Source organism: Nostoc sp. DedQUE05, assembly GCF_034530955.1.
Classification (GTDB): Bacteria; Cyanobacteriota; Cyanobacteriia; order Cyanobacteriales; family Nostocaceae; genus Nostoc.
In genome coordinates, this window is sequence record NZ_JAVRCB010000007.1 from 112,054 (window position 1) to 123,979 (window position 11,926).

The 11,926-nt window shown below is 39.0% G+C and carries 12 protein-coding genes; 3 read left to right on the plus strand and 9 right to left on the minus strand.

Annotated features, from left to right (window positions below):
• Positions 1–33 precede the first annotated feature (33 nt).
• Positions 34–285: a hypothetical protein gene (locus RMZ42_RS07250; RefSeq protein ID WP_322670774.1), complete on the plus strand. Its 252-nt coding sequence runs from the start codon at positions 34–36 to the stop codon at positions 283–285.
• Between the two features lie 451 nt (positions 286–736).
• Here the strand turns inward: RMZ42_RS07250 and RMZ42_RS07255 are convergent, their stop codons facing one another.
• Both RMZ42_RS07255 and RMZ42_RS07260 read right to left on the minus strand, forming a co-directional pair.
• On the minus strand, positions 737–1,159 hold the full coding sequence (locus RMZ42_RS07255) for a hypothetical protein (RefSeq protein WP_322670775.1): 423 nt from the start codon (positions 1,157–1,159) through the stop codon (positions 737–739).
• A gap of 67 nt (positions 1,160–1,226) precedes the next feature.
• Positions 1,227–1,916: a hypothetical protein gene (locus tag RMZ42_RS07260; protein ID WP_322670776.1), complete on the minus strand. Its 690-nt coding sequence runs from the start codon at positions 1,914–1,916 to the stop codon at positions 1,227–1,229.
• Positions 1,917–2,367: 451 nt separating this feature from the next.
• Between RMZ42_RS07260 and RMZ42_RS07265 the strand changes: the two genes are divergently transcribed.
• Positions 2,368–3,066 (plus strand): DUF305 domain-containing protein, encoded by a 699-nt coding sequence (locus tag RMZ42_RS07265; RefSeq protein ID WP_322670777.1) that lies wholly within the window; start codon positions 2,368–2,370, stop codon positions 3,064–3,066.
• Positions 3,067–3,095: 29 nt separating this feature from the next.
• Here the strand turns inward: RMZ42_RS07265 and RMZ42_RS07270 are convergent, their stop codons facing one another.
• Together RMZ42_RS07270 and RMZ42_RS07275 are read right to left on the minus strand one after the other, a co-directional pair.
• Positions 3,096–3,680 (minus strand): Uma2 family endonuclease, encoded by a 585-nt coding sequence (locus RMZ42_RS07270; protein ID WP_322670778.1) that lies wholly within the window; start codon positions 3,678–3,680, stop codon positions 3,096–3,098.
• A 115-nt stretch (positions 3,681–3,795) separates the two neighbouring features.
• A complete protein-coding gene (locus RMZ42_RS07275; RefSeq protein WP_094348143.1) occupies positions 3,796–4,434 on the minus strand; it encodes a peroxiredoxin in 639 nt (212 codons plus the stop codon).
• A gap of 538 nt (positions 4,435–4,972) precedes the next feature.
• On the opposite strand from RMZ42_RS07275, the gene RMZ42_RS07280 reads away from it, so the two are divergent.
• On the plus strand, positions 4,973–5,686 hold the full coding sequence (locus RMZ42_RS07280; RefSeq protein ID WP_322670779.1) for a hypothetical protein: 714 nt from the start codon (positions 4,973–4,975) through the stop codon (positions 5,684–5,686).
• On the opposite strand, the gene RMZ42_RS07285 is transcribed toward RMZ42_RS07280, so the two are convergent.
• The 5 genes from RMZ42_RS07285 to hpsL all read right to left on the minus strand — a co-directional run bounded on the left by RMZ42_RS07285 (position 5,669) and on the right by hpsL (position 11,674).
• Positions 5,669–6,145 (minus strand): hypothetical protein, encoded by a 477-nt coding sequence (locus tag RMZ42_RS07285; RefSeq protein ID WP_322670780.1) that lies wholly within the window; start codon positions 6,143–6,145, stop codon positions 5,669–5,671. The genes RMZ42_RS07280 and RMZ42_RS07285 overlap by 18 nt on opposite strands.
• A gap of 130 nt (positions 6,146–6,275) precedes the next feature.
• Complete coding sequence (hpsP, locus tag RMZ42_RS07290; RefSeq protein WP_322670841.1) at positions 6,276–7,448, minus strand: hormogonium polysaccharide biosynthesis glycosyltransferase HpsP; 1,173 nt, start codon at positions 7,446–7,448, stop codon at positions 6,276–6,278.
• A gap of 84 nt (positions 7,449–7,532) precedes the next feature.
• Positions 7,533–8,708: a hormogonium polysaccharide biosynthesis glycosyltransferase HpsO gene (gene hpsO / locus RMZ42_RS07295; RefSeq protein ID WP_322670781.1), complete on the minus strand. Its 1,176-nt coding sequence runs from the start codon at positions 8,706–8,708 to the stop codon at positions 7,533–7,535.
• Between the two features lie 59 nt (positions 8,709–8,767).
• Positions 8,768–9,748, minus strand: coding sequence for a hormogonium polysaccharide biosynthesis glycosyltransferase HpsN (gene hpsN, locus RMZ42_RS07300; RefSeq protein ID WP_322670782.1), 981 nt, complete (start codon positions 9,746–9,748; stop codon positions 8,768–8,770).
• A gap of 270 nt (positions 9,749–10,018) precedes the next feature.
• Entirely contained in the window at positions 10,019–11,674 is a 1,656-nt protein-coding gene (gene hpsL / locus RMZ42_RS07305) for a hormogonium polysaccharide biosynthesis protein HpsL (RefSeq protein WP_322670783.1), read from the minus strand.
• Between the last annotated feature and the right edge of the window lie 252 nt (positions 11,675–11,926).

An 11,926-nucleotide genomic window follows, 5' to 3' on the forward strand; every position in this document is an offset into this window, starting at 1 on the left:
CAGTTATATTAAGTTAAGCAGATTCTCACTCAAATGGTTTTACCAGTAGTAAGAACATCCGATTTGGTACTAGCCTCTTACCTGAATAGCACTAACTTAAACCATATAGTAGGTAGTATAAGTGTTGCAGAAGGGGAAATTCGCAGATCGTCCATTTTAACAAGGGCTGCTTCAGTGAATTTCTCGATAGTTTTCTCACATGCTTTGGTAAAAGCGAGAGTTGCGATCGCACTAGCTGTAATTGGTTCCAAATTATCCTACCTTATCTGGCGACATCTTCACTGATGGATACAATAACAGATGTTTAGATTCCAGATAGATAGAGGCTAATCCAGTTTCTCTGGTGAAAGTTGAAGGTATGCTGTCAGGGAAAACTTTCAACATTAGTTACAATTGTTTCAACATTGATAAGCAACATTTGAATGTTCGTAATAAATGCTTAAATGTTAGTCACAATTGTTTCAACATTGATAAGCAATATTTGAATGTTTACCACAAATGCTTAAACGTTTTTTATCAATGTTTGAATGTTAGTCACAATTGCGTGAACATTGATAAGAAACATTTGAATATTTATCACAAATGCTTCGATATTTATAATTATGAGCCGCCCCAGCCTTTGCTTATCCTACCTCGCCTCTACGTAAGATTTTTATCCCAAATCTATATTGAGGATTTAAATAGGACAGATGTAAATAGCATCTGGAAGCAATTTACTACAATTTAATTCCAAATTTCACAAAATCTCTGCCAACTTTACCAGCAGACTATTTGCTAAATCTGTATCAATACTATTTTCTTCACCAGCTAACAAGTTTATCACAGCAGATAGCCTGTCATCTACTTCAGAAATTCTCCAAGATTCATCTAAGTTTACGGCAAAATCAAATAGCGATCGCTCTCCTAAATTCTCTCTTACTTTCACAGCTACACTATCATTACTTACCAGAAATTCTTTGATAGTATCTAATTGAAAATTACCTAATATTTCATCATGTCCCCACGTTTCTAGCCAGTCTCCCTCCACATCTTCAACGTAAATATTCACAAAATCAACCCCATAAGTTAGCCAGTTTTGCTGCATTTGTCGCGCCGTCGCTAAAGCCTCAGCAAATGTATCTACTTGATTGTTGCAGTGAGTTTCTCTTTTATTAGGCATAAAAGCTGTAATTAGCACGTAAGTATATAGGCTAGACACAAATCTGAAATATGAAATTCCTGAAAAATCACGAAAATTTTAAATATTTGCCACCAGAAAGGTAATCACTGTTATACAGGGCCACGTTGACTAACTGGTTGACAAAATTAGCATCTTTGGGATTGTAACTTAAGAACAGCCCCCTCTCGATTTCCCACGATCGCAGTGTATTTTGCCAAGCTTCGTACTTTTGATGATTGAGTTCTTCACTAACACTGGTAACTTGAATGCACAGTGGTTGATTGTTACGACTAACAATTAAATCTGTTGCCATAGAAAGGTCGGCTATATAACGCTGCCAAAAACTACCTTCTCGCTGAACAATATCTTGAGCTATCGATCTAATGATATCATTATCGACTTGATTAAACTCGCCTGCCATCAATTTTTGTTTCCAAATATAAAACTTGGAGTCACTTGCATTGAACCATCTGGGAAAGAGATAACCATACCAATATCTCTCAATCGGCGTCATCAGCTCGAACTTTGCTTTTTGTTCTTCTTCTGAAGGTAAGGATTTAATCATCAGCCAAATTGTAGAATCTGTAATCACCTCTAGCAGAAAGGCAATTACAAAGGGTTTTGCAGTCAGAGAACCTGGCTTGATGTCTTTTACCCAACGATTGATTTCTTCTAATCTTCTCGCTAGATTATGATCTATCGAGGAGGCTTGCTCGATAAGGGACTTTAACCGATCCTTAATTTCTGTTGCTTGCAAACGATGCCCTACTTTCAGAAGATTACACTTTTTTACACATTGATAACTAGATTTTAACTTGAAAATGTATTTAATTAATTTCCTCGTGTCATCATAATATTCTCTAGGTCGATGCCCTGTATACGTAAAGCCTCCCGCAGTCGAGCAATTTCTTGCTCTGCTCGTTTAGCGCGTTCTTCTGCCTCTTCGGCACGTAAACGTTCTTGTTCAAAATAACTTAGTTTTCTGAAATACCGTCAGTAATCGATTTTACAGTAGCAGGTTCAGACATTAGCGATCGCTCGTAAACCCGATAAATCTCCTATGTACCGAGTATAGGCATGAGCAACCAGTGCAATGAGAAACAAAATCCCTGGTTTTATAAAAATAAGTTGTCGGGAATCTTTAGATTTTATCTTAATTTCATTGGATTATTAGATCGTTAAAATTAGAAATATGTTAAGTAAGATTTATGCAACTGCTATTTTTAAGGAATGGCTTTTTAGCGTTAACTTTTGCTGCGATCGCTTCAACTGGTGGGTTAATTACAGGCTGTAACAATACTGCTTCCCAGAACCAAAGCCAAGCGCCAAAGGAAACCACCAGCAATGCTAATGACAAGCAGATGATGAATCACGGTGGTGGCATGATGAATCACAGTATGGGAATGGATTTAGGCCCAGCCGATGCTAATTTTGATTTACGATTTATCGACGCTATGATACCGCACCATCAAGGGGCTGTGGAAATGGCGAATGTTGCGCAACAGAAATCAAAACGTCCTGAAATCAAAAAGCTAGCAGACAATATCATCAAATCGCAAAACCAAGAAATCACTCAGATGAAGCAGTGGCGACAAACTTGGTATCCCAAAGCGGGAGATAAACCAATGGCTTACAACAGTCAAATGGGCCACATGATGGAAATGTCATCTGACCAAATGAAAACTATGATGATGAGTCAAGATTTAGGTGCAGCTGATGCGGAATTCGATCTGCGCTTTATCAATGCGATGATTCCTCACCACGAAGGGGCTGTAACAATGGCGCAAGATGCCTTAAGTAAGTCGAAACGTTCTGAAATCAAGAAATTAGCCCAAGAAATTGTTAAAGCCCAAGATATAGAAATTAAACAAATGCAACAGTGGCGAAAAGCTTGGTACAACAAGTAATATTATGTATTCTGTTCGATAAAATTTTCTCACCAAATTTTACTCATATTCAAAATAAACCCAGGCAATACCAACTCGCCGCTTACACTAGCAGGATTATCTAAACATTCTTCTGGCAATCCAGGACGATAAATATAAACTTGACGTTGCTTACGGTCAATCAACCAACCTAACTGTATTCCTGGCTCATTCATATATTCCTCCATTTTTTCCTTTAAAGTCTGGAGGTTGTCGCTAGGAGATTTGAGTTCGACTACAAAATCTGGACAAATGGGAGCAAACTTTCGCTGCTGTTCTGGAGACAGAGCATTCCAGCGTTCTAGTTTAATCCAGGAAGCATCTGGAGAGCGTTCTGCACCTGTTGATAGCTTAAACCCAGTACTAGAGCTAAAAGTTATACCTGTACCATCTTGTTCTGACCAAACCCACAATTGCCCAAATATGTTACCTTCTCGATTTCCTGTCTCTGAACCAGTAGGAGGCATAATTACCAATTCTCCAAATTTATTGCGCTCAATGCGTAAGTCACGATTCACCTGACAGAATTCAAAAAATTGTTCGTCTGTCATTTGCATTGATGACGGAATTTGCAAAACCAAAGGAGATGAGAACATCGGGATTTCCTCCAGGTTCGGATGCCTAGCCTACTGACTATATTCTCACGCAAAAAACAAAGACGCAAAATTATATCTTTGCGCCCTTGCTTTTTATCAGAAATCATTTTCAGATTTACTTGTTAGGCTGAGGAGTCATCCGCAGATAGGGTTTGATTTCTTCATAACCTTTGGGGAATTTCTGTTTGAGTACTTCTGGATCTTTCAGTGAAGGGACAATTACAACATCCTCTCCATCTTTCCAGTCAGCTGGTGTTGCCACGCTGTAATTATCAGTCAATTGCAGAGAATCAATTACCCGCAAAAGTTCATCAAAATTGCGTCCTGTGCTGGGAGGATAGGTGAAACTCAGGCGGAGTTTCTTATTGGGGTCAATCACGAAAACCGATCGCACTGTCACAGCCGCATTAGCATTGGGGTGGATCATGTCGTACAGATCGGCAACCTTGCGATCTGCATCCGCCAAAATCGGGTAGTTCAGAGTGGTGCTTTGAGTTTCTTCAATGTCTCCCACCCAGCCTTTATGGGATTCTACGTCATCAACGCTGAGTGCGATCGCTTTGACATTGCGCTTATCAAATTCTGGTTTGAGCTTGGCAACTGTGCCAAGTTCTGTTGTACAAACAGGTGTAAAATCAGCAGGGTGAGAGAACAGCACAACCCAGCTGTCACCTGCCCATTGGTAAAAATCGATGTCGCCGTGTGTTGAGGCTTGCGTAAAGTTGGGTACTGTGTCACCTAGACGGAGAGCCATGAGAGATTCCCTGTAGTTAGAAAGGCATATATATTCTAGTATGCCATCATGACATAAAACCCCTATTTCCCAATCGGACTTTAGCAGTTTGAAACAAAATTTTAGGTTGTCAGCGCTCTCGGATAACGGAAGAAAGAGAGGTAAAAACTATTAGACCTCTTGCAAAAATATATTTTTGCACTCTTAGGGGAAAGGGTAAAGGTTAAAGGGAAAGGATTTTAAGTTTCTTTACCCTTTTCCCGGACAAATGCCAATAATTCTATTGACTAAAGTTAATATATATGCATTTAATTAATATGTCTTCCCTATAGATTTTTCTTTACATAGAGGATTGCATAATATCAAGGCGATAGATGACACAAGCTATTGTAGTCTAGGCTTATTTAGTTGCAATATTTCCACATTATTGCAGAATTACGAGAAACTTTTTTAGCATAGATACAAGATTTTAAAAAATTTATAAACTGTTAAAAATTAATTTTATAACGCAAGTATTGAGAATAAAGACTACAAAATATTTCTTATTTTTGAATAACTTATGATGATACTAACCTTTTTAGTGATTGGTGTTATCCTCAGCACAACTGCGAGTTTTGTTTTTGAAGTTCCTTGGTTGATGCCAATTTTAGGTGCTGCTGTCCCCTATCCCATTTTCTTTTTAAAAGTACGTCGTCAAGAATATAAAAGTGCTTTTTGGTGGATGTTATTGTGGGGAGTTTTGCAGAGTATTGCCGTGATTATAGCAACAACAATCGCGCCACAAACAGCAGCAAAAGTCATTCTCCGCGGACAGTCATACACTACAGAGATGTTCCACTGGATTCGCACGGGAGAAGGTATAGAAGGAACAATCCGTTTATTTTTACCAAACCATTTATTGCACTACGGAATTTTTTGTCTTCTCTGCGTTGTCACCTTAAGCAGTGCGGCATTGATATTCGGCACTTGGATGCTGAACTACATGAATTTTTATGTTGCAGAATTAGTAAAAGTTAGTGCTAAACCCTGGCTAGCAGCTATTTTAGGATGGTATCCGTGGTCAATTTTGCGAATAATCGGGTTTATCGCTACTGGAGTAGCTTTAGCTGCATTAGGATTAAATCTAATAACTCGCATCAGAAGCGAAGTTCCAAAGTCTCCCTTTCCGAAAACTTATATGTTGATTGGGATTGGTTTTGTGATTGCGGATATCGTTGTCAAAGCGGTTATAGCACCTATTTGGCAAAAACTTTTGTTATCTGCATTGGGTTAAATTTATTTGTTTGCCAGAATACACAAGATTTAGTATTTCATAAACGATACTTCTCCACCACCACACATATTCATCAGCAGCCACAGTTATAGTATGTGTAACTAAATTAGTTACATCTAAACCTGGGCAATACTCTAATATGACTTTCGTTATCTCCGTATTAGATTCTGAACTAATAGTTAATAATCCATCACCAAGTGATGAGAAGTGCTTATATGGCTTTTTTAGCAAGATAATTTGCTCTAGATACAAGTAACAGTCTAACAACATATCGACATCATCATCTATCCATAGGTATATGCCATCGTTAAATTGATCCAACATTGCCCCAGATAACAATATGCGTTTGTATCCTATATCTAATAGCTTTTCTATTAACTTGCGAGAATTCAAATTTTGCAAATTATGGTTTGGGCGAGATGTGAAACTTGGTATCACCTGAGTTATTTGAAAATTCATACTGTAAAAATTTCTTATCAATGGATAAGTCCTAGTTAATTAGGATTGATTTTGTGATTGCGGATATTGTTGTCAAAGCAGTTCTAGCACCTATTTGGCAAAAACTTTTGTTATCTGCATTGGGTTAAATTCATTTGTTTGCCAGAATTGTCTGGTAGGCTTGGATTGTTTGCTTTGCGATCGCATCCCAGCTAAAATTTTCCAATGCATATTTTTGGGCATTTAATCCCCGTCGTTGGCGTTCTGCGGGATTTTCCAAAGCCTCTTGTAGTAACCCTACCAGTGCTTGCACATCTGTTGCGCCTACCCAACCCGACTCGCTATCACGTATCTGTTGACAAATATGCACTTGGTCAGAAATGACTACGGGTACACCTGCAACCATCGCTTCAGCTACAGCAATCCCAAAATTTTCGTAGTAGGAAGGTAAGACAAATAAATCAGCAGATTGTAGTAAACTAACTTTGAGTTCACCAGAGACAAAGCCTGTAATTGTAGTGTGCGATCGCAATGGTGAATTTTGAATTTGGGATATTATCTTTTGTTCGTAATCTGGATCTTGAGGATTTGTCCCAGCTAAGACAAAATGAAATTTATAACCAACCGCTAACAGCTTCTCTAGCGCCGGAATCAACAAATTTAACCCTTTTTTCGGGTCAATTCGTGACATAAACAGCACCAATGGTACATCCTTTGGTATTTCTAACTGACTATATACATTTTGAATAGAAGATTGACGGGGAATCACACCCAAGGGAATCACCAAATCTGGCGTAGATACTCCAAATCGTTCTGATATTTTAGCTTCTTGGTCGCTGGTAAAATGAATTGCTGCCGCACTAGCTAAATTTTGACGTTCTATAATTGCGGCATAAAGCTGTTTTAATTGCTTTTTCTTCTGTAAATCAGCCGGATCGAGAGTACCCAAAGGACGGAAAATATAAGGTAGCTTTTGCTGACGACACACAAGAGCAGCAGCACTAATTATTGGCGAGAATAGAGCGTGAATATGTGCTATGTCAAACTCATGAGCGTGACGTTTTAGCCAGTTTAATAAATCGAGGGAAAATTTGTAGCGACGAAACGGCGCGCAACGAAAGTAAATTATTTCATAGCCATCTTGTTTAATTGGGCGATTTAAAGGGACATCCAGAGGTGTTTGACCATTATCACCATTACTATCAGTTGTGAGAATTGTAACTTCCACTCCCTCTTTTACTAACGCTGGAGCTAATCCAAGTACCATTTGACTAGGGCCACCGTAAATTAGAGAAATTGAGGGAACAATTTGTAACACTTTCATTTTTTTGTCATTTGTCATTTGTCATTTGTCATTTGTCATTTGTCATTTGAATTTTGCCCTTTATTATTCACTAATGACCAATGACTAATGACTAATGACTAACTCTTGATAAAACTCTAATTGCTGTTTAGCCAAAGCTTTATTTGTATATTGAATCATTGCTTTTTTATAACCCATTTCACCGAGAGTATGAGCAAAATCTGGTTTATCCATTAATTGAACTAAGCAATTAGCAAGAGCTTGAATATCACCTTCAGGAAATACTAAGCCAGCATCGCCAATTACATAGGGAATTTCACCAGAATCAGAACCAATTACAGGAACTTGGCAAGCCATTGCTTCAATTAGCACATGACCAAATTGCTCTTTCCAGCCAGCAGAAGTTAAGGTTTTAAACTTGTAAGTTGTTTCTGAAGGTAATACTAAAGTACTCATTAAATTGATATAACTTGCAACCTCATGATGAGGAACACTTTCTATCAAAATTAATCTATCTTTAATATTGTTTTCTACCGCAATTTTCATTAATTCACTTTGCAACTCTCCTCGTCCCAATAATAGTAATTTCCAAGGTTTATTTTTCAAATTAGCTAAAGCTTGCAAAAGCGTTAATAAACCCTTTTCTTGCACAAAACGACCTACAAAACCTACTATAAAATCTTCTTTTTCAATACCCAACTTAGCTGCTAACTCTGGTTGAACTTTAGGAGTAAATAAACTTTCATCTACACCCAGTTGTGGCATGACTTTAATTGCACCTGTATATCCCCGTTGCCGCAAAATTTCTGCTCCATCCTGATTGCCAGAAATAATCCCGTGGCTGTGGTTAAGGTTATATTTTTCTAATAGAGAAATTGGTAGTTTCAGTTCATAAGGAAGATTCCACCAAGTAAAAAATATATTTTTAGACTTGAGTCCTAATAGCTGATTTAAGGCAATCATTTGAGTATAAGCCAAGGCTCTAGAACCTTGTTCTACTTGGATGATTTGCGGGCGGAATTGTTTTAATAAAGATATCAAATCAGCGCCAAAAGTAAGAAGTCCCTGATGATTTTGACTAAAATTAGAAACTGGAACTATTTTAAATCTGCCTTCATCACGGTATTCAGTTTCAATAATTCTGTTTTGTACACCGCCTGGTTTCCAGCGTTTTGGGACTACAACTGTCACTTCAATGTCAGATTCTAGTTGAGATAAAGCGCGTAATTTTTCACAGTTGAGGTCTACGATATAAGTATGACTAGCAACTAAAATTCTCATTTTTCATTTATTCTTTGTTATTCACTAATGACCAATGACAAATGACAAATGACTAATAACTAAACTTGTTTATCCAATCGACTGTAAATTTGACCATCGTTCCATAATGATTGGATGACAGTACCCAAGGCTTTGAAAAAACCCAAAATGTAGAAAATACCGCGAGTGGCAATTTTGATGGGGGAACCGCTTTTGTGACAAGGTGGGCGTCCGAGAACGTGACAGTCAAATAAACGACCATATAAACGCAAAGCTTGAGTCGCAGTCAGGTTTTTCAGCCCCAGTAAAAAATGATTGTGGTAAAAGGTGAGTTGATATTTTAGCGATCGCATACTAATATCGTGACAACCACCTGTTTCTTCGCCTAAATGCACCAAATGGGCTTCTGGGTCGTACCAAATCTTATACCCCGTCTGTCTTACCCGCAAACAAAAATCTGACTCTTCGCGCACTGCACTACCGCGAAACCTCTCATCAAACCTCAATCCATACTTGGTAAAAATTTCGCGGCGAAATGACATATTACAACCCCTCGCTGTCAGCACTTGTTGGGGTTTGATGGTATGTACTAAATCAATATGATACCAAGCAATTCCTGGGTCCATAGCTTCGGGAGGCAAATATTCAATCTCTAAATCTCCTCTAGAATCACCTAATTTCATTCTGTCAAAAACCCGACCTGCTACAGCCCCCACCTCTGGATTTTGCACATAATTTTTCGCATGGGCTGCTAACAATCCAGGGGTTAACTGAACATCATCATCAATAAACAATATTATTTCACCAGATGCCCGCCGGACAGCATAATTCCGCGCCCCTGGCAAACTTGCCCAATCTAAGCGCAACCATTTAATTTTACCTGCCTTTGCCATCTCTTCTAGGTAGGCTTGAATTTCTGGTTGGTGTTTTGGAGTTTGGTCTACAATTAAAACTTCAAAATTTGGATAATCCTGTTTTAAGACATCCACAATGCTATCGCGTAGTGCTTCTTCTCGTCCGTAGGTTGCAATAACTACAGTAACTAATGGCCAATTATTCATAAATTTTATTAAGTAATTTTACTACCTATATAATAGCCTTGTAGAAATTAATTTTCATGAAATTCAGTAAGTGGCTATTGCTTTAATTTACATACTGTATTTTCACGGATTTTGGAAAACCTCACTTTCATTCCTCTCCCTGACTACGAAATTACTTACCCATCAATAAGTATCATCGAAAAATAAGTGTATGGCGAGAATTTCGAGGTAGGTTTGAAATACTGAGGTATTTTTGACCTCCAATCATATCTTTGGCCATTTTTATTTCATTTAAATTGTTTTTAGACGTTTTTTCTTCTTTTTTTGATCGGGGTTGGCTTCTTCCTTATCTTGTTTCTCCAGTTCTGGTAACTTAAAAAGAACTCCCGCAAAAAACCAATAATAGGCCGCAACAGGATCGACATCCAGAGGATAGTAGTAAGTGTTGGTGCTAATAAACAATATAAACACCCACAAAGCTGCTCCGGAACTACGGAAATTACGGTTCTTTATGGAGCGATAGGTTTTAAAGCCCAAAATTGTTAAACTTGTTACCAAACCCAGAAACGATAGTAATCCAAAAATTCCTACTTCATAAAGTACTTTGGGGTAGTAAGTTTCCACAAGCTTAGTTTGGCCCATCACACGGGCAGAGTTTGTTGCTCGTCCTAAGCCGCTTCCCAATGGCCCGTCTACGTTTTTCCAATTTTCTTCAAATTGCTGGATGATGAAATCTTGAGGTGGTGAAGCGTTCCAACGACTGATAAAACTCTCGGTTCTCTCTTGTACGACAGCAGGGTTACTCACCATCGCAATTCCCAGAATGAAGGCAAGTCCCACGCCTATGGGGATAAATCGTTTCAGGTTGCCAAGTTGTCCGGTAAGCAATAGCAAAATCCCGAAACAGATTGGTACTAAAGCTAAGGCGATTCTCTGCCCAGAGATTACAGCATCGATAAAGACTCCCACTATAGAAGCTAAACCGATGATCCGCCATATTGGCGAGGGATCGGTGAAGCCGGTGGCAAAGGTAAAAAAGGTGCTAGAAATTAAGAACCAAGCCCACTGCCAAGGAGCTACAAATGTCCCTGGTAGGCGAATAACTCCTTCTTCGGGACTATATACTAGCGCTCCACCAAAATAACATCGGGCTTCGAGTGTCGCTCTAAATAAGGCATCTCCTTCAAGACCTCTAGTGCCTTGACAGACACCAGTTAGTAGCAAAAAATATTGAATAAACCCCAGCGCGCAGCAAATCAGTGTAAGGACAATTTGGAGGCGCAATAAAAATAGAAAATCCCGCTTATCGCGAATTAGATAGTAGGCACAACCAATCAGAGGGACATAGCCTAAAAATACTTTTAGTCCCAGAATTCCCATACCTAATGGTATTTCTGGGGGTGCTTTTTCTAATAGTCCTGCACTAGGCGGGTTAAATTGCTGTCCACCATTAACAAACAACAGTGTTAGCAGACTGCAAGCCAAAACAATATAAAGTGGGATTTTAATGCCTTTGGGAATAATTATCGGTAGCCCCTGTCTACGACAAGTCTGCCAAAGTCCAATTAGCGCTGGAACGTAAAAGGCATCTTTAGCTAATTGGAGTATGGGACTATTGCCCAAGTAGTAGGTGACAGTACCTCCCACAGGTATGTAAATGATGAAGGCATATAGGGCTTGGCGTGGATATTTGTAGGAAAGGGACATGACTATTATCCCTAACACGCCAGGGACTGCTGCTTTAATTCCAGCTACGAAAAAAAGTAGAATGCCAACGAAGACACCGCCAAAAATGGCGGTGGTGAGTAAGCTAGTGAGTTCTTTACGTACTTGGGCAGATTTGCGCTTCTGGGCTAACTGTTCTTTGAGACTAAGGGTAGAAGTTTCCTTTTTAGCCTGCTTTTTTGATTTTTTAGATTGCTGAGATTTTGATTTAAATTTTGGCATAGTGGCACTGTAGCCTATCAGCCTCGCAAAAGACTCCATTATATAGGACTAATATTTGATTTTAAAATACACGTAGGGGCCAGTGCGTTGCGGAGGTTCCCGATGCTTGAGTACTTGCTCTAAGCGTTGGCGCAGCCTCTGGTAGAGAAGTCATGCCTTGGCGTACCCTTACAGGGAAGCAAGCTACTGACGTGGCAAGCTTAAAATAATGTGAGTTCGACAAGCCCTCTCCGTGTCGGAGAGGGGAGCCAA